27 protein-coding genes and 1 pseudogene are annotated in these 25,405 nt (G+C 75.7%); 13 read left to right on the forward strand and 15 right to left on the reverse strand.

Features of this window, described 5'->3' with window-relative positions:
- Both H9657_RS18935 and H9657_RS05435 read right to left on the reverse strand, forming a co-directional pair.
- The coding region (locus tag H9657_RS18935) for an ABC transporter ATP-binding protein (protein ID WP_318241310.1) at positions 1-462 on the reverse strand (462 nt) is incomplete at its 3' end.
- 71 nt (positions 463-533) lie between these two features.
- Complete coding sequence (locus H9657_RS05435) at positions 534-1,796, reverse strand: LolA family protein (protein ID WP_191781146.1); 1,263 nt, start codon at positions 1,794-1,796, stop codon at positions 534-536.
- 94 nt (positions 1,797-1,890) lie between these two features.
- Here H9657_RS05435 and H9657_RS19800 point away from each other — a divergent pair.
- From H9657_RS19800 to H9657_RS05455, 4 genes and pseudogenes are all read left to right on the forward strand, one after another.
- A pseudogene (locus H9657_RS19800) lies at positions 1,891-2,551 on the forward strand (response regulator transcription factor).
- A complete protein-coding gene (locus tag H9657_RS05445; protein WP_191781148.1) occupies positions 2,548-3,948 on the forward strand; it encodes a sensor histidine kinase in 1,401 nt (466 codons plus the stop codon). Before H9657_RS19800 ends, H9657_RS05445 begins: the two are co-directional and overlap by 4 nt.
- Positions 3,949-4,064: 116 nt before the next feature.
- Positions 4,065-4,859 (forward strand): alpha/beta fold hydrolase, encoded by a 795-nt coding sequence (locus tag H9657_RS05450; protein ID WP_191781150.1) that lies wholly within the window; start codon positions 4,065-4,067, stop codon positions 4,857-4,859.
- On the forward strand, positions 4,856-5,626 hold the full coding sequence (locus H9657_RS05455) for an esterase/lipase family protein (RefSeq protein WP_225214676.1): 771 nt from the start codon (positions 4,856-4,858) through the stop codon (positions 5,624-5,626). Before H9657_RS05450 ends, H9657_RS05455 begins: the two co-directional genes overlap by 4 nt.
- A 19-nt stretch (positions 5,627-5,645) precedes the next feature.
- Here the strand turns inward: H9657_RS05455 and H9657_RS05460 are convergent, their stop codons facing one another.
- The 8 genes from H9657_RS05460 to H9657_RS05495 all read right to left on the reverse strand — a co-directional run bounded on the left by H9657_RS05460 (position 5,646) and on the right by H9657_RS05495 (position 12,041).
- Positions 5,646-7,109, reverse strand: a complete 1,464-nt coding sequence (locus tag H9657_RS05460) for an MDR family MFS transporter (protein WP_191781339.1) — start codon at positions 7,107-7,109, stop codon at positions 5,646-5,648.
- 257 nt (positions 7,110-7,366) lie between these two features.
- Complete coding sequence (mtnN, locus tag H9657_RS05465) at positions 7,367-8,107, reverse strand: 5'-methylthioadenosine/S-adenosylhomocysteine nucleosidase (protein WP_318241311.1); 741 nt, start codon at positions 8,105-8,107, stop codon at positions 7,367-7,369.
- Complete coding sequence (locus H9657_RS05470) at positions 8,104-8,556, reverse strand: S-ribosylhomocysteine lyase (protein WP_191781343.1); 453 nt, start codon at positions 8,554-8,556, stop codon at positions 8,104-8,106. Before H9657_RS05470 ends, mtnN begins: the two co-directional genes overlap by 4 nt.
- Positions 8,557-8,659: 103 nt before the next feature.
- The gene (locus H9657_RS05475; RefSeq protein ID WP_191781154.1) at positions 8,660-9,544 is read right to left on the reverse strand and encodes an NAD(P)H-hydrate dehydratase; all 885 of its coding nucleotides are present in this window, start codon (positions 9,542-9,544) and stop codon (positions 8,660-8,662) included.
- Positions 9,537-10,283 carry a histidine phosphatase family protein gene (locus H9657_RS05480; RefSeq protein WP_191781156.1) on the reverse strand — a complete coding sequence of 249 codons (747 nt, stop codon included), beginning with the start codon at positions 10,281-10,283 and terminating at the stop codon, positions 9,537-9,539. The genes H9657_RS05475 and H9657_RS05480 overlap by 8 nt, the downstream gene beginning before the upstream one ends.
- The gene (locus tag H9657_RS05485) at positions 10,280-10,519 is read right to left on the reverse strand and encodes a hypothetical protein (protein ID WP_191781158.1); all 240 of its coding nucleotides are present in this window, start codon (positions 10,517-10,519) and stop codon (positions 10,280-10,282) included. The genes H9657_RS05480 and H9657_RS05485 overlap by 4 nt, the downstream gene beginning before the upstream one ends.
- A gap of 103 nt (positions 10,520-10,622) precedes the next feature.
- The gene (locus tag H9657_RS05490) at positions 10,623-11,546 is read right to left on the reverse strand and encodes a DNA-3-methyladenine glycosylase family protein (protein ID WP_318241312.1); all 924 of its coding nucleotides are present in this window, start codon (positions 11,544-11,546) and stop codon (positions 10,623-10,625) included.
- Between the two features lie 99 nt (positions 11,547-11,645).
- Positions 11,646-12,041 (reverse strand): VOC family protein, encoded by a 396-nt coding sequence (locus tag H9657_RS05495; protein ID WP_191781160.1) that lies wholly within the window; start codon positions 12,039-12,041, stop codon positions 11,646-11,648.
- A 96-nt stretch (positions 12,042-12,137) separates the two neighbouring features.
- On the opposite strand from H9657_RS05495, the gene H9657_RS05500 reads away from it, so the two are divergent.
- On the forward strand, positions 12,138-12,479 hold the full coding sequence (locus tag H9657_RS05500; protein WP_191781162.1) for an STAS domain-containing protein: 342 nt from the start codon (positions 12,138-12,140) through the stop codon (positions 12,477-12,479).
- 26 nt (positions 12,480-12,505) lie between these two features.
- Here the strand turns inward: H9657_RS05500 and H9657_RS05505 are convergent, their stop codons facing one another.
- Complete coding sequence (locus tag H9657_RS05505; RefSeq protein WP_191781164.1) at positions 12,506-12,880, reverse strand: RNA-binding S4 domain-containing protein; 375 nt, start codon at positions 12,878-12,880, stop codon at positions 12,506-12,508.
- 110 nt (positions 12,881-12,990) lie between these two features.
- Positions 12,991-14,673 (reverse strand): glucose-6-phosphate isomerase, encoded by a 1,683-nt coding sequence (gene pgi, locus H9657_RS05510; RefSeq protein WP_191781166.1) that lies wholly within the window; start codon positions 14,671-14,673, stop codon positions 12,991-12,993.
- A 106-nt stretch (positions 14,674-14,779) separates the two neighbouring features.
- Here pgi and H9657_RS05515 point away from each other — a divergent pair, with 106 nt between their 5' ends.
- Positions 14,780-15,112 carry a hypothetical protein gene (locus H9657_RS05515; RefSeq protein WP_191781168.1) on the forward strand — a complete coding sequence of 111 codons (333 nt, stop codon included), beginning with the start codon at positions 14,780-14,782 and terminating at the stop codon, positions 15,110-15,112.
- Positions 15,113-15,116: 4 nt separating this feature from the next.
- Here the strand turns inward: H9657_RS05515 and H9657_RS05520 are convergent, their stop codons facing one another.
- Positions 15,117-16,403, reverse strand: a complete 1,287-nt coding sequence (locus tag H9657_RS05520) for a pectate lyase (protein WP_191781170.1) — start codon at positions 16,401-16,403, stop codon at positions 15,117-15,119.
- A 151-nt stretch (positions 16,404-16,554) separates the two neighbouring features.
- On the opposite strand from H9657_RS05520, the gene H9657_RS05525 reads away from it, so the two are divergent.
- The 7 genes from H9657_RS05525 (at position 16,555) to nagB (ending at position 23,973) form a co-directional block, all read left to right on the forward strand.
- Entirely contained in the window at positions 16,555-17,502 is a 948-nt protein-coding gene (locus tag H9657_RS05525; protein WP_191781172.1) for a PfkB family carbohydrate kinase, read from the forward strand.
- A 164-nt stretch (positions 17,503-17,666) separates the two neighbouring features.
- Positions 17,667-18,842, forward strand: coding sequence for an ROK family transcriptional regulator (locus tag H9657_RS05530; protein WP_191781347.1), 1,176 nt, complete (start codon positions 17,667-17,669; stop codon positions 18,840-18,842).
- A 129-nt stretch (positions 18,843-18,971) separates the two neighbouring features.
- Positions 18,972-20,249, forward strand: a complete 1,278-nt coding sequence (locus H9657_RS05535; RefSeq protein WP_191781181.1) for an extracellular solute-binding protein — start codon at positions 18,972-18,974, stop codon at positions 20,247-20,249.
- A 63-nt stretch (positions 20,250-20,312) separates the two neighbouring features.
- On the forward strand, positions 20,313-21,269 hold the full coding sequence (locus tag H9657_RS05540) for a carbohydrate ABC transporter permease (RefSeq protein ID WP_191781183.1): 957 nt from the start codon (positions 20,313-20,315) through the stop codon (positions 21,267-21,269).
- A complete protein-coding gene (locus H9657_RS05545; RefSeq protein WP_318241313.1) occupies positions 21,266-22,192 on the forward strand; it encodes a carbohydrate ABC transporter permease in 927 nt (308 codons plus the stop codon). Before H9657_RS05540 ends, H9657_RS05545 begins: the two co-directional genes overlap by 4 nt.
- Positions 22,193-22,228: 36 nt before the next feature.
- Entirely contained in the window at positions 22,229-23,191 is a 963-nt protein-coding gene (locus tag H9657_RS05550; RefSeq protein ID WP_318241314.1) for an ROK family protein, read from the forward strand.
- Entirely contained in the window at positions 23,191-23,973 is a 783-nt protein-coding gene (nagB, locus tag H9657_RS05555; protein WP_191781186.1) for a glucosamine-6-phosphate deaminase, read from the forward strand. Before H9657_RS05550 ends, nagB begins: the two co-directional genes overlap by 1 nt.
- A gap of 37 nt (positions 23,974-24,010) precedes the next feature.
- On the opposite strand, the gene H9657_RS05560 is transcribed toward nagB, so the two are convergent.
- Both H9657_RS05560 and H9657_RS05565 read right to left on the reverse strand, forming a co-directional pair.
- Positions 24,011-24,373 (reverse strand): GntR family transcriptional regulator, encoded by a 363-nt coding sequence (locus tag H9657_RS05560; protein WP_191781188.1) that lies wholly within the window; start codon positions 24,371-24,373, stop codon positions 24,011-24,013.
- Positions 24,370-25,317, reverse strand: coding sequence for a hypothetical protein (locus H9657_RS05565; RefSeq protein WP_191781190.1), 948 nt, complete (start codon positions 25,315-25,317; stop codon positions 24,370-24,372). Before H9657_RS05565 ends, H9657_RS05560 begins: the two co-directional genes overlap by 4 nt.
- Positions 25,318-25,405 lie beyond the last annotated feature (88 nt).

A 25,405-nucleotide genomic window follows, 5' to 3' on the forward strand; every position in this document is an offset into this window, starting at 1 on the left:
CAGCAGTGCGGCCGCGAGCCCGAGGCGCTGCTTCATGCCCAGCGAGTACTGCCGGTAGCGCTTGTCCGCCGCGGCACCGAGGCCGACGCGCTCGAGCGCGGCGTCGGCCCGCGTGCGGGTGGTGCGCGGGTCGGCCGACGCGTCGACCGCGTCGAGCCGCGCGAGGTTGGCCCGCCCGGACAGGTACGGCTGGAACGCAGGCCCCTCGACCAGCGCGCCCACGCGCGGCAGCACGCGGGCCGCGGCCTGCGGCATGGGCGCCCCCAGCAGGTGCACCTGTCCCGCGGTGGGTGCGACGAGCCCCAGCAGCATGCGGATCGTCGTCGTCTTGCCCGACCCGTTGGGGCCCAGGAAGCCGTAGACGGCGCCGCGGGGCACGACCAGGTCGATGCCGTCGACAGCGACCTGGCCCGTGCGGAAGCGCTTGGTCAGGCCCTGGGTGCGGATCGCGTCGTCGCTCACGGCACCAGCCTGCGCCTCGCCGGGCGCCGGTGCGGGGGCGGCCGCCGTGGCGGTCGCCCCCGGCGCGGTCGTCACGCCCCGGCCGCCGCGCGCAGCGCGTCCACCGGGACCGCGCCGACGAGCACCCGGCCGTCGTCCAGGACGAGCACCGACAGCAGCGTCGAGGACAGCGCGCGCCCGCCCTCGACGGGCGTGGTGAGCTGGTCGTAGAGCGCGGCGGTGTCCAGGTCGACGGGCGGCCCGTCGCCCTCGGGCGCGAACTCCTCGTACAGGTCCTGCGCACCCTGCGACCCGAACTGCTTGTCGATCCCCGACATGCCCGACACGGCGGCGGGGTCACCCGCGACGAGCGCGGCGACGTCCACGTCGGTCAGCTCGACGATCGTGTCCCAGCCGGTCCCCGTGACGCTCACACCCTCGGGCAGCGGTGCGTCGGCCGGGTCGGTGGGCAGGGACGTCGGCAGGTCGGTCGGCGCCGCCTGCGCGAGCGCCGCGTCGTCGGGCAGCGGCACGACGACCTCGCGCACGCTCGCACCCGGGGGTGCCGAGAACGTCAGGACGGCCGCGTCCGGCGCGGCGAACGTCACGTCGGTGAAGCCGAGCTCGAGCGCGGGCGTCGCGGCGTCGTCGCTGCTCCACACCTGGACGCGCAGCGGCGTCCACGTCGCGGCGTCGACGGCCACGACGATGCGTCCCACGAGTGTCGTGGTGCTGCGGGGGGTCACCACGACCTGGTAGGCGTCGCGCCCGGCGACCGTCGTGGCCGCGTCGACCCCGACCGTCGCGTCCTGCTGTGCGCGCTCCAGGGCGTCACGGCCCAGCTGCTCGGGCGTCGGCAGGTCCGCGGGCGGCGTCGCGGTCGCCGCGAGCCCCTGCGCGCGAGCCGCGTCCTCGGGCGACAGCGCGTAGTGCACGACCTCGTCGTCGGACGACGAGTACGTCCACGCCTGCGTGCCGTCGGCGACGACCGAGTACTCCGACGCGGTGCCCAGCAGCGAGACGCGCGAGCGCTCCTCGCCGTCGGTCCACACGCGCAGCGTCGTCGACCCGCCGAGCAGGCTGATCGGGTCGGCCCCGGCCACCTGCGTCATCGACAGGTCCGGCAGCCCGAGGCGCGCGGTGTGCACGACGGTGCCCGACAGCGCCTGCGGCTCGGCCTCCAGCACGCGGGTCACCAGCTCCTCGGCCGTGACCGGCGGCAGCCCGGCGGTGTCGGCCGACGCGAGCAGCGGCGGGGCGGCGAAGGCGGCGGCGACCGCCACGACGGCCACGGCGGGCACGGCCCACGCGGTGCGGGTCCGCGACCTGGCGGGGGAGACGGGGGTGGTGTCCATGGCTCCACCGTGCACCCCGGGGGCTGAGCGGACCCTGAGAGGGCGCGGCGGGCGCCGCACGGTCCGGGCGGGCGGCGGGTGGGATGCTGCCGGTGTGCGCGTGCTCGTGGTCGACGACGAGGTGGGGCTGGTCCGCGCCCTGCGTCGCGGGCTGACGGCCGAGGGCTTCGCCGTCGACGCCGCGCACGACGGCGACACGGGCCTGGCGATGGCCGTCGACGGCGAGTACGACGTGCTCGTCGTCGACGTGATGCTGCCGCGCCGCAACGGGTACGACGTCGTCACCGCGCTGCGCGCGCAGGACGTGTGGACCCCGGTCCTCATGCTGTCCGCCAAGGACGGCGAGCACGACGTCGCCGACGGGCTCGACGTGGGCGCCGACGACTACCTCACCAAGCCGTTCTCGTTCGTCGTCCTGGTCGCGCGCCTGCGTGCCCTCGTGCGGCGGCCGGTCGCGCCGCGGCCCGCCACGCTGCGTGCCGACGGCATCACGCTGGACCCCTCGTGGGGGCGGGGGGGGCCCGCGCCACGGCCAGGTCGTGACCCTGACGGTCCGCGAGACCGCGCTGCTCGAGTACCTGCTGCGGCACGCGGGCCGCGTCGTCGGCAAGATCGAGCTGCTCGACCACGTCTTCGACACCGGCGGCGAGGACGCCAACGTCGTCGAGGTGTACGTGGGGTACCTGCGCCGCAAGCTCGGGCGCGACGCCGTCGTCACCGTGCGGGGGGCGGGCTACCGCGTGGGGACCGCGTGAGCGCCGTCGCGCCGGCGCCCGGCCGCCGCCCGTGGCGACGGCTGTCGCTGCGGTCGCGCCTCACGCTCGTCGCGACGCTCGCGGTCGCCGTCGTCCTCGTCGCGGGCGCCCTGGCGCTGACGGCGACGCTCGGCACGGCCCGCACCGCCGCGCTCGACGACGTCGTGCGCGAGCGCTCGGCGACGCTCGCCGCGCTCGTCGCCGACGACCGCGTGCCCGACGCCCTGCCGGTCTCCCAGCCGGGGGAGGTGGCGCAGCTGCTCGACCGCGACGGTGGCGTCGTCGCCACCTCGACCACCGCGTCGCGCACGCTGCCGGTCGTCGACGCCGCCACCCTCGCGGACTGGCGCGAGAGCGCGGGCGACGACGTGCTCGTCGTGGGCACCGACGCGAGCGCGTACGACGAGGTGGCGCGGGCCGCCGTGCGTGCCGTCACCTGGCGCGGCGTGCCCGCGACCCTCGTGACGACCGTGCCGGCGACCGACGTCGAGGGCGTGCTGGGCGCGCTGCGGGTCGCGCTGCTGCTGGTCGTCCCCGTCCTCGTCGCCGGCTTCGCCGTGGTGCTGTGGACCGTGCTGGGGCGTGCGCTGGCGCCGGTCGAGCACCTGCGGGCGGCGGCCGACCGTGTCGCGCTCACCGGCGGGCCGGGGTCGCTGCCGGTGCCCGCCGCCGACGACGAGCTCGGCGCGCTGGCCCGCACGCTCAACGCGATGCTGGACCGCCTCGAGGTCGCGGCCGCACGGCAGCGGACGTTCGTCGCCGACGCGGCGCACGAGCTGCGCTCACCGCTCGCCGCCGCGCGTGCCGCGGTCGAGGTCGCGGCCGCGCACCCCGCGGCGTACCCCGTGGCGGACCTCGTGGCGGACCTCGCACCCCAGGTGGCCCGCATGCAGACGCTCGTCGACGACCTCCTGGTCCTCGCGCGCGTCGGGTCGTCGGGAGCGGCGCCCGGCCCCGTGGACCTCGCGGCGGTCGCGGACGACGCGGTCGCCTCGGCGGCGCCCGACGCCGCCGCGCGCGGCGTGCGCGTGCTCGTCTCCGGGGCTGCGACCGCCGCGGGCACGCCCGAGGCGGCGGGCCGGGTCGTGCGCAACCTCGTCGCGAACGCCGTGCGGCACGCGGTCGGTCGCGTCGACGTGCACGTGGAGCCCGTGCCGGGCGGCGGGCGCGTGCGCGTCGTCGTCGACGACGACGGGCACGGGATCGCCCCGGAGGACCGCGAACGGGTCTTCGCGCGGTTCGTGCGGCTCGACGAGGCCCGTGAGCGCGACGCCGGCGGCACGGGCCTGGGCCTGGCGATCGCGCGCGAGATGGCGCGCGAGCTCGGCGGGGACGTGCTGCTCGACGAGGCACCCGGCGGCGGGGTGCGGGCCGTCCTGGAGCTGCCGGCGGCCTGACGGGCCCGCGCCGTCGTGCGACCTGCGCCGCCGCCGCCGTCCCCGGGCGCCCCGCGGTGACCCGTGCGACGATCCGGGGGCACGTCCCGACCGAGGACGTCGGTGACGGGAGGGTCATGCCGCTGACGGTCCGAGGTGCGGGCGCACCGGACGCCGCCGACGTCCACGAGCACCGGATCGACGGTCTGGTCCTGCGGGCCCGGACCCTGCGGGACACCACCGACGCACCGTCCGACGACGTCCGCGCCGACACCGTGCTCGTGCACGGGCTCGGGGCGTCGTCCGCCTCGTTCGAGCCGCTGGCGCGTCACCTCGCGCGCGCCGGCACGGTGCACCTGCTCGACCTGCCCGGCTTCGGGCGTCTGCCGCGCCCGCGGCACCGCCTGGAGGTCGAGGAGCTCGCGGCCGTCGTGGCCGGATGGCTCCAGCGGACCGGGGTCGAGCGGCCGGTGCTGGTGGGGCACTCGATGGGCGCCCAGGTGGTCGCCGAGGTCGCAGCGGCCGCTCCGGCGAGCGTGTCGGGCGTCGTGCTCGTCGGCCCGACGACCGACCTCGAGGGACGCTCGGCCGTGCGCCAGATGCTGCGGCTCGCCCGCAGCTCCGTGCACGAGTCGACCGCGGCGCGCGCCGTGCTGCTGCGGTCCTACGTGGAGTGCGGGCCGCGCTGGTACGTCTCCGAGCTGCGGGCGATGCTGGGCCACCGGGTCGAGGAGCGCCTGGGCGAGGTGCGCGCGCCCCTGCTGGTCGTGCGCGGCGAGCACGACCGCGTCACCCCGGCGCCGTGGGCGGCGCTGCTGGCCGACGCCGCACCGTACGGCCGTGCGGCGACGGTGCCGGGCGCCGGGCACGCGGTGATGTACGACCGCGCCCGTGAGGTGGCCGACCTCGTCCTGGGGCACGCGGTGCCATGAACGCGGCCGGGACGGGACGACCCTCCGGACGGCTACGGGCCGCAGGCCGGGTCGTGGGCGCCGCGCGCCGCCGGCTGCAGCAGGGTGCGGCCTGGGCGCGCGACTACGCGTGGATCGTCGCCGCGCAGGCCCGGGCCACGCTGGGCCCCCCGCCGCCCGCCGCCCGGGCGGCGGGCGCGCGGGCGCCCGGGGGGCTGCTGCCCGGCATCTACGAGACGTGGCCCGTCATGGGCGCGCTGGCACGTGCGCTGCACGCGGCCGGCCACCCGGTGCACGTCGTCCCGGCACTGGGGCTCAACCATCTGGGGCTCGAGGAGTCGGCGCGCCTCGTCGCCGCGCGCCTCGGGGAGCTCGCGCCGGAGCAGGTCGTCCTGGTGGCGCACTCGAAGGGCGGGCTCATCGGCAAGCTCGTGCTGACCGACCCGGTCGTGGGCCCGCACGTCGCGGGCCTCGTCGCCGTCAGCACGCCCTTCGCCGGGTCCGTGTACGCGCGGTGGTTCCCGGCCCGGCCGGTGCGGGCCCTGTCGCCGCACGACCCGCACGTGCTCGCGCTCGCGAACGACGTCGCCGCGCACGCGCGCATCTGGTCGGTCTACGCGCGCTTCGACCCGCACGTCCCCGGGGGCAGCGAGCTGCCCGGCGCCGTGAACGTCCGGCTGCCGCTCGACGGCCACTTCCGGCCGCTCGACGACCCACGGCTGCACGCGGTCGTCGTCGACGCGGTCGGGCGGCTCACCGCACCGGGTCAGGGGCGCGCGGGCTCCTGACCCGGTGCGGCGGCGTCCGTCAGTGGTGCGCCGGGGCCGGCGACCCCGCCGGGGCGGCGCCGACGGCGAACGCGGCGGCGATCGCCGGGAGCGTCAGGACGGCACCGACCAGGAAGGCCGCGTGCACGCCCCCGGCCGTCGCGGCGACCTCGGACGCGCCGTCCGCGGCCAGGCCCGCCGCGGTGGCGGACAGCACGGTGACGAACACCGCGGTCCCCGCGGCGCCCGCGACCTGCTGCACGGTGCCGATGACGGCGGACCCGTGCGAGTACCGCTCCGGGTCCACGGACCCGAGGGCGGAGGTGAACAGCGGCGTGAACACCAGCGCCAGCCCGGCGGACATGGTCAGGTGCGCGCCGACCAGCAGCCACGGCGAGCTGCCGACGCCGAGCAGCAGCGTCATGCCCCAGGCCGCCGTGCTCACGAGCACGGTGCCGGGCACGAGCAGCGGCCGCGGCCCGACGCGGTCGTACGCGCGTCCGACCGCGGGGGCCAGGAGCCCCATGAGCAGGCCGCCGGGCAGCAGCATCAGGCCCGTGCTCAGGGTGTCGACGCCCAGGACGTCCTGCGCGTAGATCGGCAGCATGATGATGACGCCGAACAGCGCCATCATCATCACGGCCATGAGCGCGACGCCGACCGCGAACGTGCGCGACCGGAACGTGCGCAGGTCCAGCAGCGCGTCGTCGGTGCGCTGCAGCCGGATCTGCCGGGCGACGAACAGCGTCAGGCCCGCGGCCCCGGCGACCAGGGCGCCGAGCGTGACCGGCTGGACACCGCCGTTGACGGCCTCGCCGATGCGCGACATCCCGAACACGAGCCCGCCGAAGGCGACCGCGGACAGCAGGACCGACACGACGTCGACCCGTGCGCGACGTGCGTCGGTGACGTCGGGCAGGCGCAGCGCGCCCAGCACGAGCGCGCCCAGCGCCACGGGCAGGACGAGGCCGAACATCCACCGCCAGTCGAGGACCGACAGGATCAGCCCGGAGATCGTCGGCCCCAGTGCCGGGGCGACGGAGATGACGATCGAGATGTTGCCCATCGTGCGTCCGCGCGAGGCGGGCGGTGTGACGGTCATGACGGTCGTCATGAGCAGCGGCAGCATCACGGCCGTGCCGGTGGCCTGGACGACGCGGCCGGCGAGCAGCATCTCGAAGCCGGGCGACAGCGCGCAGACGAGCGTGCCGAGCGAGAACAGGCCCATCGCGGTGAGGAACGCACCACGCGTGGTCGTGCGCTGCAGGAAGAAGCCCGTGACGGGGATGACGACGGCCATGGTCAGCAGGAACGCCGTGGTCAGCCACTGCGCGGTGCTCGCCGTGATCGACAGGTCGTCCATGAGGCGCGGCAGCGCGACGCCCATGATCGTCTCGTTGAGGATGACGACGAACGTCGAGACGAGCAGCAGCGTCACCGCGAGGCGGTCCCGCGGGCTCATCGTCGCCGGCGTCGTGCGGGCGTCGTCGACGCCCGGACCCATGACGGTGGTGGTCGGTGCGGTGTGGTCGTCCACGTGGTGGCCTGTCGCGTTCGGGCCCCGAGGGGAGGGGCGGTGAGGGCGTGGCCCGCAGGCCGGTGGGTGGCGGGCGTCGGGGCGCGTGCTCCGGACAAGTCTGTGGTGGCAACCACGGAGGCGTCGACGTCATTCCGTCCGTACCGACCACGCCGGGCACGCGAACTCATCGCCCGCCCGCGGTGCGCACGTGCGGTGCGCCGCGGGACGGGCGGTGCGTGCCCTCAGACCGGTGCGAGGACCGTGTCGAGCAGGCCGAGGACCACCGTCGCGGAGCGCTCGGCGGCGTCGTCCACGTGGGCGTCGAAGTCCACGCCCGCGATGGGGCCGCAGAGGTCGGAGATGCCGCGGACCGACAGGAACGGCACCCCGGCCAGGTGCGCCGTGTGCGCCAGCGCCGCCGACTCCATGTCGCACGCGAGCGCCTCGGGGAACGCCGCGCGCAGCGCGAGGACCCGCTCCGCGTCGACGAAGACGTCGCTCGACAGGATCATGCCCGTGCGCACGGTCAGGCCGCCGGTGTCGACGCCCGCCGCCGCGGCCAGCAGGCCGGGGTCCGCGTCGAACCGCTCGGGCATGCCCGGCACCTGGCCGAGCGCGTAGCCGAAGACCCGTGCGTCGGCCGCGCCGTGGACGGTGGTGGCGCCGACGACCACGTCGCCGACCCGCACGTCGAGCCCCATGCCGCCGGCCGACCCGGCGCTCAGCACGACCCGCGGGTTCGAGCCGTGCAGCGCGAGCGTCGCGGCCGAGGCCGCGTTCACGAGGCCGATGCCGCAGGTCACGAGCATGACGCGGGACCCGCCCAGCTCGAGGATGCGGCGTCGCGCACTGGCGACCTCGATCTCGTTCCCGACCGCCGACGAGCGGTCGAGGAAGGGCGACGCCTCGACGCCCATCGCCGTGACGACGACGGCGTCGACCCGGGCACCGGGTGCGGCGGACAGCTCGCGGGCGGTCGTCACGCGGTCACCGAGCTCCACTCGTCGCGGGCGGCGAGGAACGTGCGAGCGACGTCCTGCGCGCCGGCGAGGGTGTGGTGGGCGCCCCAGCCGCACTGCACCTCGTTGGCGGCGGGCACCTCGCTCGCCCCGAGGACGTCGGTGAGGGTCGCGGCCACGAGGTCCGCGACGTCCTCGGGCGTCCAGCGCCCCTCGAGCATGAGGTAGAAGCCCGTCTGGCAGCCCATGGGGGAGAAGTCGAGCACACGGTCCGAGTGGTTGCGCGAGTGCTCGGCGAACAGGTGCTCGAGGGAGTGCACGGCGTCCATCTCGAGGTGCGCGACGTTCGGCTGGGTGAACCGGACGTCGAACTTCGACAGGACGTCCCCGTGCGGGAGCTCCTTGAGGTCCGCGAGCCGGATGTACGGCGCCACGACGGTCCGGTGGTCCAGGTTGAACGACTCGACGTTCATGCGAGGTGTGTCCACGGCACCAGTGTGCGGCATCCGGCGCACGGTCCGTGGGGGCGTCCGCCCGGTGGAGACGGGGGCGTCCGCCCGGTGGCGACGCGACCCGTCAGCGCACGCGCAGCTCGACGAGCACGCGCGGGAGCTCCGCGAGCAGCTCGCGCGCCAGGTACCCGTGCGGGCCCACCGCGGCCGCGAGCCGGTCACCGGCCACCCCGTGCGCCTCGACGCCGAAGCACGCGGCCTGCGCGGGGTCGGCGCCCCGCGCGAGCAGCCCGCCGACGGCGCCGGCCAGGACGTCGCCGCTGCCCGAGGTCCCGAGGCCGGAGTACCCGGTCGACGAGCGCCAGCGCCGCCCGTGCGGCTCGGCGACGACCCCGGCGCACGCCACGACCATGCCGTACGCGTCGGCGATGCGGGCGGCCACGGGGACCTCGGCGTCGTCGCGGCCCTCGTCCGTGGTGTCCGCGTCCTCGCCGAGCAGCCGGCCCGCCTCGGCCGTGTTGGGCGTGAGCACGGCGCGTCCCGCCAGCGCCTCACGGACGTCGTCGGCGTCGCGCAGCACGCCGAGCGCGAACGCGTCGAGGACGAACGGGGTCGAGGCCGGTGCGGCCGCGACCGCGGCCCGCAGCAGCGCGAGCGTCCCGTCCGGCTCGTCCAGGCCCGGCCCGACCACGACGACGTCCGCGCGCTCGAGCTCACCCGCGAGCGCGTCGCCGGGTCCGGTGACCGCACCCGTCGGTCCCTCGTCGAGCGCGACGACCCCGGCCTCGGGCACGGCCACCGCGAGCGGCACCGCGACGGACGCGGCGACCCCGAGCGAGAGCCGCCCGGCACCGACGCGCAGCGCCGCGAGGCCCGCGAGCATGACGGCGCCCGGTGTCCCGCGGGCACCCCCGAGCACGAGCACGCCGCCGCGCGCGTCCTTGCCGCCCGTCGGCTCCGGCAGCGGGTGCTCGCGCAGCAGCGCGGGGCTCAGGACGGGGTCAGCCACCGGTGTCACCCGTCCCCTCGTGCTCGGTGACGGGTGCGTCGAGCTCCGCGAGGTGCTCCACGTCGTCGAAGTGCACGAGCCGCCACGCGCCGTCGGCGCGGTCCAGGCGCGTCAGCGACGCGTTGCGGACGCTGCGCTCGCGCACGACGGTCATGAGCTCGTCCTCGGTGAGCTCCTCGAGGGCGTAGCGCAGCAGCATGACGACGGCGTCGTGCACGACGACGAGCACGCGGCGCCCCTCGTCGCGGGGGGCGAGGTCACCGAGCGCGGCACGCAGGCGCAGGGCGACGTCGGCCCAGGACTCGCCGCCGGGCGGGCGGTGGTACATCTTGCCGAGGTGCCGGCGGCGCTCGGCCTCCTCGGGGTACCGGTCCTGCACGCCGCGCCACGTCAGCCGGTCGAGGATGCCGAGCTCGCGGTCGCGCAGGCGTTCGTCGACGCGCACCGGCAGGTCGAGCCCCGCGGTCTCCAGCGCGATCCTGGCGGTCTCGAGCGTCCGCAGGTAGGGCGAGCACCAGATGACCTCGGGCTGCTCGTCCGGCGGCAGGGCCGCGAGCCGGAGCCCCAGCGCGCGCGCCTGCGCGCGGCCGCGGTCCGACAGGGGCGTGTCGGCGTCCCGCGTCTCGACGTCCACGACCAGCGCGCCCGCACGCTCGGCACGGGTCGCCGCGACGTTGCCCACGCTCTCGCCGTGGCGCACGAGCACGAGGCTCGTCGGGGTGGCAGCGGGGGCCGTCACCGGCGGTCGCGGTCCTCGAGCGCCGGCAGGATCGTCGTGGGGATCGCGAAGGCCAGCCCGAACGCGAGGATGCCGGACGTCACGAGCGCGGCGCCGGCGAACCCGTCGGAGTCGAACCCCACGGTCAGCAGCGCGAACGAGCCGACGAAGAGCAGCAGGCACAGGAGCCCGGTGGCAGCGCGCGACGGTGCCTCGGGTGCGGCGTCGGTCGTGGGCGCGGTGTCGTCGTGGGCCATGGCTCCTCCTGGATCGGGACGGTGGTCGGGCCCAGTATCGCCGGGAGGCGCGGGAGCGGCACGTCCGTCCACGACCGCGTGCCGGGCGGCGCAGCGGCGTGCGTCAGCGCATCGGCAGCGCGCGGCGGCCCCGCGGGCCGTACGCGGGCATGCGGCCGAGGTGCGCGGTCGCGAGCAGGACCAGCACGCGCTGGCGCTGCCCCCGCCACGGCTCGAGCAGCCGCAGCATGCCCTCGTCGTCGGCCCGGCGACCCGTCAGGGCCCAGCCCACGAGGTGCGGCAGGTGCGCGTCGCCGACCTGCACGGCGTCCGGGTCGCCCAGCGCGCGCGACGTCACCTCGGCGGCCGTCCAGGGACCGATGCCGGGCACCGTGCACAGGCGCCGCGCGAGCTCAGTGGGCGGCAGGTCCGCGCGGAACGCGTGCGCGACGGCCGCGGCGCGGCGCACGGTGTCGGACCGCTGCGCGTCGACGCCCGCGGTGCGCCACTCCCACACCGGCAGCGTTCCCCAGACGCGCGGTGGCGGCGCGGCGCGCAGCCCCGCCGGTGCGGGCCCGGGCGCGGGGGTGCCGTGGCGCGCGACCAGCCGCCGCCACGAGGCGTGCGCGTCGACCCCGACGACGCGCTGCTCCAGGACCGCCGTGACGACGGCCGACCACACGTCGCCGCCACGGGCCAGGCGCAGCCCCGCGTGGGTGCGGTGCGCGCGGGCCACGACCGGGTGCAGGTGGGCCGCGAACCCGGTCGCGTCGTCCAGCAGGCCGAGCAGGCCCGGGGCGTCGGCCAGCACCGCCTCGGCGCCCGGGCCCCAGGCGTCGGCGCGCACGCCGCCCGGCACCGCGCGCAGGCGCAGCGTCGCGACGTCGTCGCCGCGCCGGGTCGCGTGCCACGCGCCGTCGGGCACCCACCGCCACGTGGGGTCGCCCGCGCCGCGCCGCAGCCGTCCGGTCGTGCCGCGCACGTCCAGGGCGTCGGGGCACGCGACGACGACGTGCGCGTCACCGGTCGCGGTGCTCTCGGTGGTCACGCCCACCAGGATGCACCCGCGCGGGCGGCGTCCCGGAGCCGCCGGGTTCGACGCGTCACGTACTGCGCCGTCGTGGGTGCGCGCCCGTCGCGACCGTCGTCAGGACCTGTCCCGCACGGTCGCGAGCGCGGCGAGGATGATCTCGTTGCCGTCCGGGTCGCGGACGTGCGCGTACCGTCCGTCGCCGTCCTCGGCGGTGTGGTGCGGCGGGGCGCCGAGGGCGGTGCAGCGCTCGACCGTCCCATCGAGCTCGGCGGGGTCGAGGTACAGCACGAGGAACGGGCCGGCGCCGGCCTGCCGGCCGACCGGGTCGTCCGGGGCAGCGGGCCGCAGCCACAGGCCCGCGTCGGTCAGGCCGCCGGGTCCGACGTGCAGGAGGGGGTAGTCACCGAAGGAGCCCTCGAAGAGCGTCCGGAACCCGAACGCGTCGCGGTAGAAGTCCGCCGCGCGTCGCAGGTCGGGCGTCACGAGGGCGGCACGTCCGAGCGTGATCATGCGGTGAACGTAGCGCCCGCCGCCGACATCCGGCGCCGGCCGCCCGAGGGACGCCTCGGCGTGCCGGACGTGGGGGAGGTACGGCACACTCGGCCGATGGACGCGCGACCGACGGTGGGTGGACGCCTCGACGTGCGCGCCGAGGGCGCCGTGCTGCGGGTCGTGCTCGTCGGCGCGATCGACCTGGTGGTCCGGGAGCGGGACACCCCCGCGCTGTGGACGGCCCTCGACGGGCCGGCCGTGCGCGCGGTGGAGGTGGAGGCCTCCGAGGTGACCTTCCTCGACTCGACGGGTCTGTCCGTCCTGGTGCGGCTCGCGCGGGACGCCGCCGAGCGCGGGCTGCCCCTGCGGATGGTCGCGGTCAGCCCGCGCCTGGCCGACCTCCTGGAGCAGACCGGCGTCGCGGACTGGATGGCCGCGCTCGCCGACGCACGCTGACGCACGGGACTGCCGCAGTCGTGCCCTCAGTGCCCGCGCAGCCGCTCGATGGCGCGCCGGTCCCGCTTGGTCGGGCGGCCCGCGCCGCGGTCACGGTGCGCGGCCAGCGCGACCTGGTCGCGCGGCGGCGGTACGGGCGAGCGGTCGAGGTACGACGCCTGGGCGACCTCGGCGGACACGCGCTTGACCAGCAGACGCTGCACGACGACGAGCCGCTCGCGGGCGCCCCCGCGCACCTGCACCTCGTCGCCCGGCACGACCTGCGTGGCCGGCTTGGCGCGGTCGCCGTTGACGCGCACGTGGCCGGCGCGGCACGCGGCGCCCGCGGCCGACCGCGTGGGGAACAGGCGGACGGCCCACGTCCACGCGTCGACGCGGACGCGTCCCTGCGGCTCGGCCACCTCGCCACCTCCTCGTCGATGCCCCCGGGGTCACCGGGGTCACCGGGGTCAGCCTGCCACGCCGCCGGACGGGCCCGGACGCCCGGCCCGCCGGCGACGCGGCCGGTATGTCAGTCGCGCAGCTCCAGGTAGCGCTCGATGAGGCCGCGGGTCGACGGGTCCTGCGTGGCGAGCGCCGCGGCGTCGCCCTGCACGGCCGGCGCGATCTCGGTCGCGAGCTTCTTGCCCAGCTCGACGCCCCACTGGTCGAACGAGTCGATGCCCCACACGACGCCCTGCGCGAACGTGATGTGCTCGTACAGCGCGATGAGCTGGCCGACGACGGCCGGCGTGAGCGCGGGCGCCAGGATCGACGTGGTCGGGCGGTTCCCCGGGAACACGCGGGCCGGCACGACCGCCTCCGCGGTGCCCTCGGCGCGCACCTCGTCGGCCGTCTTGCCGAACGCGAGCGCCTTGGTCTGCGCGAAGAAGTTGGCGAGGAACAGCGCGTGCACGTCGGTGCCGCCGTCGCGCAGCGGGTACGCGGGGTTCGCCACGGCGATGAAGTCGGCCGGGATCAGGCGCGTGCCCTGGTGGATGAGCTGGTAGAACGCGTGCTGCCCGTTCGTCCCGGGCTCGCCCCAGTAGACCTCACCCGTCTGCGTGGTCACGGGCGTGCCGTCCCAGCGCACGGACTTGCCGTTCGACTCCATGGTCAGCTGCTGCAGGTACGCGGGGAAGCGGTGCAGCTGCTGCGCGTACGGCAGGACCGCGTGCGTGTGCGCGTCCAGGAAGTTGACGTACCAGACGTTGAGCAGGCCCATGAGGAAGGGCACGTTCTGCGCGACCGGCGTGGTGCGCGTGTGCTCGTCGACCGCGTGGAAGCCCGCGAGCAGGTCGCCGAACGCGTCGGGCCCGATGGCGATGGCCAGCGACGTGCCGATGGCCGAGTCGACGGAGTAGCGCCCGCCGACCCAGTCCCAGAACCCGAAGGCGTTGTCGGGGTCGATGCCGAAGTCGGCGACCTTGTCCAGGGCCGTCGAGACGGCGACGAAGTGCTTTGCGACGGCCTCGCGGCGCGCGTCGTCGGAGTCCTCCAGGTGCCCGCCGGCGGCGAGGGAGTCCCAGAGCCACTGCCGTGCGAGGCGCGCGTTGGTGAGCGTCTCGAGGGTCGTGAACGTCTTCGAGGCGACGATGAACAGCGTCGTCGTCGGGTCGAGGTCGGCCGTCTTCTGCGCGAGGTCGGTGGGGTCGATGTTGGAGACGAACCGCACCTCCAGGTCGTCGGCCACGTACGGCTCGAGCGCCTCGTACACCATGACGGGGCCGAGGTCGGAGCCGCCGATCCCGATGTTGACGACCGTGCGGACGGGCTCGCCCGTGACACCCGTCCACTCGCCGGAGCGCACCTGCTCGGCGAACGCGAAGACCTCGCCCAGCACGGCCTGCACGTCGTCGTCCACGTGCTGGCCGTCGACGACCAGCGCCGGCTCGGCCTCCGCGGGCCGGCGCAGCGCGGTGTGGAGCACGGCGCGGTCCTCGGTGACGTTGATGTGCTCGCCGGCCAGCATCGCGTCGAACCGGTCGGTGAGGTGGACCTCGTCGGCCAGGCGTGCCAGCAGCGCGACGGTCTCGTCGGTGACGAGGTTCTTCGACAGGTCGACCGTGAGGTCGGCGAGCTGCAGGGTCAGCCGCTGCGCGCGGTCGGGGTCGTCGGCGAACCAGCCGCGCAGGTCGGGGCGCAGCGCGCTCGCGTGCTCGGAGAGGGCCTGCCAGGCGCTCGTGGTCGTCGGGTCGATGGGCGGCGTCGGCACGTGGGTCTCCCTGGGGTCTCCGGCGGGTCTCCCGCCCACCGTAGGGCCGCCGGGGGCATACCCGCACGGGACGTCCGTCGGGCGGGGGCGGGCTAGCGTGTGGGCCATGCCCCGCCCTGCTGCCGTGCCCGTCGCTCCCGTGGCCGCCGTCGGCCTGGTCCTGGCATTCGCGCTCGCGCAGGGGACAGGCGTGCGGTGGCTGGGCGGCGTGGTCCTGCTCGTCACCGCCGCGGGGTGCCTGGCGCTCGCGGTGCCGCGCGTCGGCTGGTGGCGTCCGGTCGTCGTGGTGGTCGTGGGGCTCGTCGCGTTCGTGGCGTCCCACGTCCTGGCGGACGAGATCGGCGCGTGGCCGGCCGTGCTCGCGGCCGCGGCCGTGCTCGGTGCGACGGGCTGGTGGCTCGTCGACCGGGCACGGCCGCGGGTCGCTGCGGACCGCTGACGCGTCAGCGGTAGGTGATGCTCGACGTGCTGTAGCCGCAGGCGCTGCTCGGACCCGACCCGACCTTGGTCGGCTCGCCGGACGTGACGCCCCGGTACTCCTCGCAGACGACGATCTTGCGCGACGCGTCGTTGCGGATCGTCACGCCCGAGATCGTCGCGCGGTCCCCGAGGTTGGGGTTGATGCCGACGAGCGACTTGCCCGGTGCCGTGACCTGCACGTTCGAGATCTGCACCGTGCGGGCGTGCTGCGTCGAGCAGTTGCCGCACGAGCGGTAGAGCTTGCCGAAGTCGGAGACCTGGAAGTTCCGGATGACGAACGTGCCCGGGCCGTTGTGCTGGAACACCTTGTCGCTCGCGTAGCGCGCGCCGCCGCCGTCGACCGTCATGGTCTGCGAGGCGGACGTGCCCTTGAAGGTCGCGGCGTCCTCGCCGACGTCCTCCCACCACACGTTCTGGACCGTGCACGTGCCGCGGCAGTGGATGCCGTCGGCGGCGCCCGTGCCGAGGATGACGTTCTTGATCGTCGCGCCGTCGGCGAGCTCGAACACGGGCGGCTGGCCCTCGTCCTGGCCGCCCGACGACAGGCCGTAGTACCGCACGAGCCCGCCGTCGAACGTCCCGCTGACCTTGATGGTCGCGGACACCTTCTGCTGGCCGGTGGCCGACGGCCACGACACGTTGCCGGACGGCGGGGGGGTCGTGGGCGACGTGGTGGGCGTGGTGCCACCGCCGGACCCGACCTTCACGAGCTGCCACTGCTGGTTGTACTGGTTGTTGTCGGTGAGCTGGGTGACCGTCGCACCGTCGGCGGTGGAGCGGTCCGTGACGGTCACGGCCTTGCCCGAGTGGCGGTTGATCAGCCGCAGGTAGGCGCCGCTCGCCGAGTCGCCCAGCCTGAACTGCTGGTTGGTGCCGTTGAGGTCGGTGAACTGGCGGAACTCGCCGCGGTCGGCGGTGGACCAGTTCCACAGGTCGAGCACCTTGCCGGAGTGCCGGGACTTCAGCCGGTAGTAGCCGGACCCGGAGTCGACGAACTGCCACTGCTGCCAGGCGCCGTCGTTGCGGGGCCACTGCTGGATGACGGCGCCGTCCGCGGTGGAGGTGCCGGTGACGTCCATGACCTTGCCGCTCTGGCGGTTGACCAGGACGTACCAGGCGTTCGTGTCGACGCTCGCGGCGGCGGCGCCGGCGGCCGTGGCCAGGCCGAGCGCACCGCCGAGCACGAGCGCGAGGGCGGCGGCGAGCGCGACGCGGGCGGGGCGTCGGGCTGCCGGTGGTCTGGGGTGCATGTCTGCCTCTCGTCGGTGAGCGGGTGCGCGTCACCCAACCACGACCGGACATTCCCGGTGAAGCCTCCGTGCCGGGGTGAAACGGTTTGTTGTGAACGATCACAGCGCGCGGCTGCCGGAGTGTCGCGCGGTGCCCTGCGAGGATGCCCGCATGCCAGCACCGCTCGTCTGCTGCGGCCTGACGACCCTCGACGTCACGCAGACCCTCGACCGCCTGCCGGCCGCCGACGAGAAGGTCGTCGCGGACGGCCTGGACGTCACGTTCGGCGGTCCCGCCGCCAACGCGGCCGCCGTGGCCGTCGGGCTCGGGGTGCCCACCACGCTCGTCACGGTCCTCGGCGCCGGCCCGCTGGCCGACGTGGCGCGCGCCGGCCTGGCCGCCGCGGGCGTCCGGGTCGTCGACCTGGCACCGCACGCCGCCGACGTCCTGCCCGTCTCGACCGTGCTCGTGACGCGGGCCACGGGGGAGCGCGCCGTGGTCTCCGTCAACGGTGCACGCACCTCGGGGCTGCCGGCGCCCGCGCCCGAGGTCGTGCACGGCGCTGGTGCGCTGCTCGTCGACGGGCACCACCCCGACGCGGCCCTCGTGCTCGCGCGCGCCGCGCGTGCGGCCGGGGTCCCCGTCCTGCTCGACGGCGGCAGCTGGAAGCCGTCCACCCCCGAGCTCCTGGCGACGGTCGACCTGGCCGTCCTGTCCGCCGACTTCCGGCTGCCGAGCGCGCTCGCGGGCGCCGGGGTCGCGCAGCACGCGGTCGACGCGCTGCTCGACGCGGTCGCGGCGCTCGGCCCGTCGTTCGTGGCGCGCAGCGCCGGCGGGGGTGCCGTGCGCGTGCGCCGCGTCGCCGCGGACGGCCGGCCGGTGCGCTCGGCGCTGCGTCCCGCCGCGGTCCCCGCGGGCCGCGTCGTCGACACCCTGGGTGCGGGGGACGTGCTGCACGGTGCGATGGCGGCGGCGCTGGCGCGGGGCGACGACGCGCTCGACGCGCTCGCCGACGGCGTGCGGTGGGCGACCGTCTCGGTGCAGCACGCCGGCGCCCGGGGGTGGCTCGGTGCGACGGGTCCCGACGCCCCGCTGCCGGAGTCCGAGCCGCGCGCCTGAGCCGTCCCCCGGGGCCCGGGCGGCGTCCTGCCGCTGCGGCCGGGGAGGGGTGCGTCACGCCCGGATGACGCGCCGCGCACGGTCGTGTGAACCCGCGGTCACGATGTGATCACGGTCACTCCGGACCGTTGACGCGGATTAGTAAGGAAGGTCTACTAACAAATGTGTCCCCGTCGCCCCGCCCGCTCGCCACCCGCACGCCGGGCCCCGTCCGGCGCGCGCTGCGGCCGACCACCAAGGTGCTGCCCGAGCACGCCCGCGCGCACAACCGCTCGCTCGTCCTGGGCCACCTGTTCCACGAGGGGCCGTCGTCCCGCGCCGACATCGCGCGCAGCACGGGGCTCACGCGCGTGACCGTCTCGGACCTCGTGGCCGCCCTGCTCGCCGAGGACCTCGTCGCCGAGCTCGGGGTCCGCACCGAGAGCAGGGTGGGCAAGCCCGCGACGCTCGTGGGCCTGCGCTCGTCCGACCACCACGTCGTCGTGGTCGACCTCGCCGACGACGCGACCGTCCACGGCGCCGTCATGACGCTCGACGGCGAGGTCGTCACGCGGGAGCAGGCCGCCGGTGCCGGTGCCACGGGCAGGGCGGCGGTCGCGCTCGTGGAGGACCTCTGCCGCCGGCTGCTCGCGAGCGCGACCCGGCCGGTCGTCGGCATCGGCATCTCGTCGCCCGGCGTCATCGACGCCGCGGGCCGGGTGGTCGAGGCGCCGAACCGCGGCTGGTACGACGTGCCGCTCGCGGCGCGGCTGTCGGCCGCGCTCGGCACCCCCGTGCACGTCGCGAACGACGCCAACACGCGCGCCCTGGGGGAGTACACCTACGGCGGCGCCGCGTCCGACGCGATGATCGTCACCGTCGGCCAGGGCGTCGGTGCCGGGATGCTCGTCGACGGCGCGCTCGTGCGCGGCCGCGGCCACGCCGCGGGGGAGATCGGGCATGTCACCGTCGTCGACGCGCAGACCGTCGGCGAGACCCCCCTGCCGTGCGCGTGCGGACGCACCGGCTGCCTCGAGACCGTGCTCAGCGCGCCCGCGCTGCGACGCCGCACGGAGCTCGCCCCCGAGGACCCCGACGCGGCGCTCGCGTCGGTCGGACGGATGCTGGGCTGCGCCCTGGCACCCGTCGTCAGCGCGCTGAACCTCGCCGAGGTCCTGCTCTCCGGCCCGCCGGAGCTGCTCGACGGACCCCTGCGGGAGGCCGCGACCACCACCCTCCGCGAGCGGACGATGCCCGTGATCGGGCAGGACCTGCGGGTGCGGATGGCGGCTCTCGACGAGGACGCGGCGCTCGCGGGCGCCGCCGTGCTCGTCCTGTCCGGACAGCTCGGGATCACGTGACGGTCCCGAGCGACCGGGGCCGGCTCGCCGTCACGTGACGACCGCGAGCCGACCTTCCAGCAGGTCGGCAGCACCACCCACCGGCGACGTCGTGGCGACGATCGCCTCGCACACGGGAGGACCACCCACGTGAAGATCCTACGTTTCGGCGCCGTCGCACTGACGTCAGCGCTCGCGCTCGCCGCGTGCTCCAGCGGCGGCGCCACCAGCTCCGACGGGGCGTCCGGCGACGCGGAGGGCGCCGAGATCCGCGTCTGGCTCGTCGGCACCGACACCCCCGACGTCGCGCGCGAGTACCTGACGTCGACGTTCGAGGAGGAGAACCCCGGCTCGACGCTCACGATCGAGGAGCAGTCGTGGACGGGGCTCGTCGACAAGCTCACCACCGCGCTGTCGTCCTCCGACTCGCCCGACGTCGTCGAGGTCGGCAACACGCAGGCCGCGACGTTCACGTCGGCCGGGTACTTCGCACCACTCGACGACATCGCCGAGGACCTCGGCGGCGACGACCTGCTGCCGGGCTTCGTCAAGGCCGGCACGTGGGAGGACACGCTCTACGCCGCGCCCTACTACGCCGGCTCGCGCATCGTGTTCTACAGCGGGCAGGTCCTCGGGAGCACGCCCGTGCCGACGACGCTCGCGGAGTACGTGCAGACCGCCAAGTCCCTGCGGACGGCCGACCGGTCCGGCCTGTGGTTCCCCGGGCAGGACTGGTACAACGCCCTGCCCTTCGTGTGGGAGAACGGCGGCTTCATCGCCGAGCCTGACGACGACGGCACGTGGGAGGCCGGGTTCTCCTCCCCGGGCGGCGTCAAGGGGCTCCAGCAGGTGCAGGACCTCATGGTCAACGCGTCCAACGCGCCCAAGGACGGCGACGAGGCCGAGCTGCAGGTGCCGTTCTGCGCCGGGCAGACGACGTTCCTGTCCGCACCGAACTGGATCCGCTGGTCCATCCAGGCACCCGCCGACGCCGAGGCGCCCGGCTGCCCCGACACCTTCGGCGCCGACCTGCACGCCTTCCCCCTCCCCGGCGCGACCGCGGGCCAGACCGCCAAGGTCTTCGCCGGCGGGTCGAACGTCGCCGTCGCGACGAAGTCCGCGAACGTCGACCTCGCCAAGAAGGCCCTGACCATCCTGCTCTCGGAGGAGTACCAGACGATCCTCGCCGAGAACTCGATGATCCCGGCCCGCAAGTCGCTCGCCTCGGCGCTGCCGCAGGACGAGTTCACCCAGGCGTCCGCCGCCGCCGCGGCCAACGCCGAGCTCACGCCGGCGACCCCGAGGTGGGGCGACGTCGAGGCGCAGAAGGTCATCCAGGACGCGCTCGTCCAGATCGCGCAGGGCGGTGACGTCCCGACGATCGCCGCGGAGCTCGACGCCCAGATCGAGTCCATCCTCAACGGCTGACCCGGCAGCTCCGGTCGGGCCCGCGCGACGCGGGCCCGACCGGCCGTCGACGGAGGGACACCCATGAGCTCCACCACGCTCCCGGCGGCCCCGCCGGACGCCGCCCCGGTGCCGCGCGCGACGCGCGTGATCACCCCGGCCCGCCTCCTGCCCTGGCTGATGCTGGCCCCCAGCCTCGCCGTGCTCGTCGTCATCACGGGCTACCCGCTCGTGCGCATGCTGTGGCTGTCGGTCCACGAGTACGAGCGCGCCCAGCTGCTCGGGGTGCCCGCACCGTTCGTCGGCCTGGACAACTACGTCGCGACGCTCACCGACGAGCGCTTCTGGGCGGTGACGGCCCGCAGCTTCGTCTTCATGCTCGTGTGCGTCGCCGCCACCATCACCGTGGGCACGCTCGTCGCGCTCCTGCTCATGCGGCTCGGCAGGGTCATGCGCCTCGTCCTGTCGACCGGCATGCTGCTGGCCTGGGCCATGCCCCCGCTCGCGGCGATGCTGGTGTGGGGCTGGATCTTCGACACCCAGTACGGCGTCGTCAACCACGTCCTGACGTCGCTGACGGGGGACGACTGGATGGGCCACTCGTGGCTCATCTCGCCGCTGTCGTTCTTCGCCGTCGCGGCGCTCGTCATCGTGTGGGGCGCCATCCCGTTCGTGGCGTTCACGCTCTACGCCGGCTTCACGCAGATCCCCGGCGAGGTGCTGGAGGCCGCGCAGCTCGACGGTGCGAGCGCGCGGCAGCGCTTCGTGGGCGTGCAGGTCCCGTACGTGCGGACCATCTACGTCGTCGTCATCGTGCTCTCGATGATCTGGGACCTGAAGGTCTTCACGCAGATCTTCGTGCTGCAGGGCATCGGCGGCGTCAAGGCGCAGACCAGCACGCTGGGTGTCTACATCTACGAGATGGGCATGGCGCAGGGCCACTACGGCGCCGCCAGCGCCATCGCCGTCATCTTCACGATCATCATGCTCGCGATCTCGGCGTACTACGTGCGCGCGACGATCAGGGAGGAGCAGCTGTGAGCCTCGCACCCGTCGGTGCCGTGCCCGCGGCCGTCGCGCCGGCCGTCGTGCCGCGTCCGGCCGTCGGCACCCGCCGTCGCCCCGCGCGCCGCACGGCGGCGTCCGTCGGCTGGGGCGTCGTCGCGGCGCTGCTCGCCGCCGCGTTCGCGTTCCCCGTCTACTGGATGCTCAACACGTCGCTGCTGCCCACGAACCTCATCTCGGGCCCCGAGCTGCACCTGTGGCCGGACCGGCTCACGCTGCGCAACTACGACACCGCGATCTTCCACCAGGAGCGCTCGCCGTTCCTCCCCGCGCTCGGCACCTCGCTGCAGGTCACGTTCCTCGTGCTCGTCGCCTCGATGGTCCTGGCGTTCGCCGCGTCCCTGGCCGTCACGCGCTTCCGGTTCCGTGGCCGCAAGGCGTTCGTGCTGTCGATCCTGGTCGTCCAGATGGTGCCGGGCGAGGCGATGATGATCTCGGTCTTCCAGCTCGTCGACGCCTGGCAGCTGCTCAACACCGTGCTGGCCCTGGGGCTCGTGTACCTGGCGGGCGTGCTGCCGTTCACCGTCTGGACCCTGCGCGGGTTCGTCGACGGCGTCCCCGTCGAGCTCGAGGAGGCCGCGATGATCGACGGCTGCTCGCGGCCCCGCGCGTTCTGGAAGGTGACGTTCCCGCTGCTGGCACCCGGGCTCGTGGCGACCGGCGTGTTCGCCTTCCTGCAGGCGTGGAACGAGTTCATGATGGCGCTGATCATCATGACCAGGCCCGAGTCCATGACGTTGCCCGTGTGGCTGCGCACGTTCCAGCAGGCCACCAAGGCGACGGACTGGGGGGCGCTCATGGCGGGCTCCGTGCTGGTCGCGGTCCCGGTCGTCGTCTTCTTCCTCCTGGTGCAGGGACGGATGACCGGCGGCCTGGTGTCCGGGGCGGTCAAGGGCTGAGCCATGGACGACACGATCCCGGGGGGGAGTCCCGTCGTGCCCGCAGCACACCTCGACCCGCGCGCGCCCGGCTGGGGCGTCGGCGTCGACATCGGCGGCACCAAGGTGCTCGCGGTCCTGCTCGACCCCGCGGGCCGGGTCGTCGGGACGCACCGCGTCGCGACGCGACCGGGCCAGGTCGGCCTCGTCGACGCGGTGACGACGTCGGTGCGCGCGCTCACCGCCGCGCACGACGTGCCGCCCGCGGCGCTCGCGGGCGTCGGGATCGGCGTGCCCGGCGTCGTCGACCCCGTGACGGGGACCGTCGAGCACGCCGTCAACGTCGGCGTGGACCGCCCGTTCGCGCTGGCCGACGCCGTCGCGGGGGCGCTCGCCACGCGCGTGCGGGTGCGCGTCGAGAACGACCTCAACGTCGCCGTGCTCGGTGCCGCGCACACGCTCGCGCCGGCGGGGGAGCGCCGCGACCTCGCGTTCCTCGCGCTCGGGACGGGCGTCGCGGCCGGTCTGCTGCTCGACGGGACGCTGCGCCGCGGCTCGCACCGGGCGGCCGGGGAGGTCGGCCACCTGACGCTCGTGCCCGACGGCCTGCCCTGCGGGTGCGGGCAGCGCGGCTGCGTCGAGCAGTACGCGTCGGGCAGCGCGCTCGACGCCGCGTGGCCGTCGCCGGACGGGCGGCCGGCACCCCTGGTCCTGTTCGATGCCGCCGCCGCGGGGGACCCGCGCGCCGTCGCCGTGCGCGACCGGTTCGTGTGGGCCGTCGCGGGTGCCGTGCGGATCCTGGTCCTCACGTGCGACGTCGACGCCGTCGTCGTGGGAGGGGGTGTGAGCGGCGTGGGTGAGCCGCTGCTGCACGCGGTGCGCGCCGAGCTGGCGCGCGAGACCGCGGCATCGGCCTTCCTCGGGTCGCTGCGGCTCGCCGAGCGTGTTCACCTGGCACCACAGCACGTCCCGGTGGGTGCCGTGGGCGCCGCGCTGGTCGGACGAGGGGAGATCGGCTGATGGAGGTCGTCATCGCAGCACCGGACGAGCTGGCGCGGCTGGCCGCGGACGCGGTCGAGCGGCTGCTCGTCGCACGGCCGGACGCCGTGCTCGGCCTCGCCACGGGCTCCAGCCCGCAGCTCGTGTACGACGAGCTCGCTCGCCGGCACGCCGAGCGCGGGCTGTCCTTCGCCCGCGTGCGGGCGTTCCTGCTCGACGAGTACGTGGGCCTGCCGGCGGACCACCCGCAGCGCTACCGCCACGTCATCGACGCCGATCTCGTCTCGCGCATCGACCTGCCGCCCGGCGCGGTGCACGGGCCGGACGGTCTCGCGGTCGACCTGGAGGCGGCGTGCGCGGCCTACGAGGCGGCCATCGCGCGGGCGGGCGGCGTCGACCTGCAGCTGCTGGGCATCGGCACCGACGGCCACGTCGCGTTCAACGAGCCGGGCTCGTCGCTCGCGTCGCGCACCCGCATCAAGACCCTGACGCTGCGGACGCGGCAGGACAACGCACGGTTCTTCGGCGGTGACGCCGACGCGGTGCCCCGCCACTGCCTCACGCAGGGCCTCGCGACGATCTCCGCCGCGCGGCACCTCGTCCTCCTGGCGACCGGGGTGGGCAAGGCGCAGGCCGTCCGGCAGCTCGTCGAGGGGCCCGTGAGCGCCCGCTGGCCCGCCACCGTGCTGCAGCTGCACCCGCACGTCACCGTGCTCGTGGACGAGCAGGCGGCGAGCCTGCTCGAGCTCGCCGACCACTACCGCGAGACGTACGCGGACAAGCCCCCGTGGCAGGGCCTCTGACGCGCCGGGCCTGCCGGTGCGTCGGGCCGTCCTCGTGTCAGCCGAGCAGGGCGCCGCGGACGAGGTCGAGGGCCTCGTCCGGGGTCAGTCCGGCCGCGCGGGCGGCGGTCACGTACGCCGCGGCCGCGTGGCGCGCCGTGACGTGCGCCGGTGCGGCGTCGTCGGCGACGACCGTCCCGCTGCGGCGCCGCGTGACGACGACCCCCGCGAGCTCGAGCTCGCGGAACGCGCGGGCGACCGTGCCGGGCGCGACGCCGAGGTCCGTCGCCAGCGCGCGGATCGTCGGGAGTCGGTCGCCGGGGCGCAGCCGGCCGGCCGCGACGTGCGCGACCACCTGCGTGCGGACCTGCTCGTAGACCGGCACGCGGGAGGTCAGGTCGACCTCGACGTGCACGCTCACGCCGGCACCGCGGCGGGAGCGGCCGGTGCCGTCTCGCGGGACGCCCGCGCGAGGGCGACGCCCGTGACGGCGAGCGTCGCGACGAGGACCGCCGGTCCGACGACGAGGCCGGCGACGCCGAACGCCTGTGCGAGGGGGTCGGTCGACGTGGTCCACCCCTCGCCGACGTCGTAGCCGGAGGTGGCCGCGTTGCGCAGCGCGCTGCCGGTGACCAGGAGCACGCCCGCGAGCGTGCCGCCGACCACGAGCTGGACCGCGGCGAGGACGCGTCGGGCGCCGGCACGTCGCAGCCGGGTGTCGTCGGCCGTCGACACCTGCGCGACGGCGGGTCGGGAGGCGACGAGGTGCAGCGTGACGACGGTCGCCACGAGCAGCACGAGGACGGCCGCGGCGATCGGGAGGCCGTACGCCGCGCCGGGGTACGGACCGGCGCCGGAGGTCGAGTGCGCGTCGGGACGCACCGTCACCGAACGACCGTCGGGGGCGGCCGTGAGCCCGGTCGCGAGCAGCACGACCAGCAGGGCGCCGGACCAGCCCAGGACCGTCGCGGCCAGCGCGCGCGGGGCGACGTCGCGGACGTCGCGGCGCGCGAGCGAGGCGCGGCGGACCGCACCGGCGGGGCGGGGCCACGTCCGCTCGCCGACGGCCGCGACGAGCAGCGCGACGACGCCCGCGAGGGCCGGTGCACCACCGAGCAGGATCCCCTGGTCGGGCCCGAAGGGGATCGTGCGCGGCAGCGCCACGGCGACGAGCACGAGGGCCGCCCAGGACAGGCCGGCGACGAGAGCGGCATGGCGCCGGGCGCGTGCGAACGCCTCGGGCGACGTCGCGACCTCCGGGGCGCTGCCCGGCCCCGCGGGGGTGCGGGCCGTGACGACGGTCGCGACGATCGCCGCCAGCGCCACGAGGGGCAGCAGCACGAGGGGCAGGACGAGCAGTCGCACGGTGGGTCTCCGATCCGATGGTCAATGTGTCGATACTTTGACACATGGATGGTCGGGGAGGAAGCCGTCGACCGTGGGGCTCCACACG

Source organism: Cellulomonas avistercoris (assembly GCF_014836445.1).
GTDB classification, from domain to species: Bacteria; Actinomycetota; Actinomycetes; order Actinomycetales; family Cellulomonadaceae; genus Cellulomonas; species Cellulomonas avistercoris.

Bases quoted from the DNA above. Each gene is read 5' to 3' on its own strand.
- H9657_RS05520 (WP_191781170.1), bottom strand. From the start codon at position 16,403: ATGCACCCCAGACCACCGGCAGCCCGACGCCCCGCCCGCGTCGCGCTC.
- nagB (WP_191781186.1), top strand. From the start codon at position 23,191: ATGGAGGTCGTCATCGCAGCACCGGACGAGCTGGCGCGGCTGGCCGCG.
- H9657_RS05495 (WP_191781160.1), bottom strand. From the start codon at position 12,041: ATGATCACGCTCGGACGTGCCGCCCTCGTGACGCCCGACCTGCGACGC.
- H9657_RS05515 (WP_191781168.1), top strand. From the start codon at position 14,780: ATGCCCCGCCCTGCTGCCGTGCCCGTCGCTCCCGTGGCCGCCGTCGGC.
- H9657_RS05450 (WP_191781150.1), top strand. From the start codon at position 4,065: ATGCCGCTGACGGTCCGAGGTGCGGGCGCACCGGACGCCGCCGACGTC.
- H9657_RS05500 (WP_191781162.1), top strand. From the start codon at position 12,138: ATGGACGCGCGACCGACGGTGGGTGGACGCCTCGACGTGCGCGCCGAG.
- H9657_RS05460 (WP_191781339.1), bottom strand. From the start codon at position 7,109: ATGGGTCCGGGCGTCGACGACGCCCGCACGACGCCGGCGACGATGAGC.
- H9657_RS05470 (WP_191781343.1), bottom strand. From the start codon at position 8,556: ATGAACGTCGAGTCGTTCAACCTGGACCACCGGACCGTCGTGGCGCCG.
- H9657_RS05455 (WP_225214676.1), top strand. From the start codon at position 4,856: ATGAACGCGGCCGGGACGGGACGACCCTCCGGACGGCTACGGGCCGCA.
- H9657_RS05525 (WP_191781172.1), top strand. From the start codon at position 16,555: ATGCCAGCACCGCTCGTCTGCTGCGGCCTGACGACCCTCGACGTCACG.
- H9657_RS05485 (WP_191781158.1), bottom strand. From the start codon at position 10,519: ATGGCCCACGACGACACCGCGCCCACGACCGACGCCGCACCCGAGGCA.
- H9657_RS05435 (WP_191781146.1), bottom strand. From the start codon at position 1,796: ATGGACACCACCCCCGTCTCCCCCGCCAGGTCGCGGACCCGCACCGCG.
- H9657_RS05540 (WP_191781183.1), top strand. From the start codon at position 20,313: ATGAGCTCCACCACGCTCCCGGCGGCCCCGCCGGACGCCGCCCCGGTG.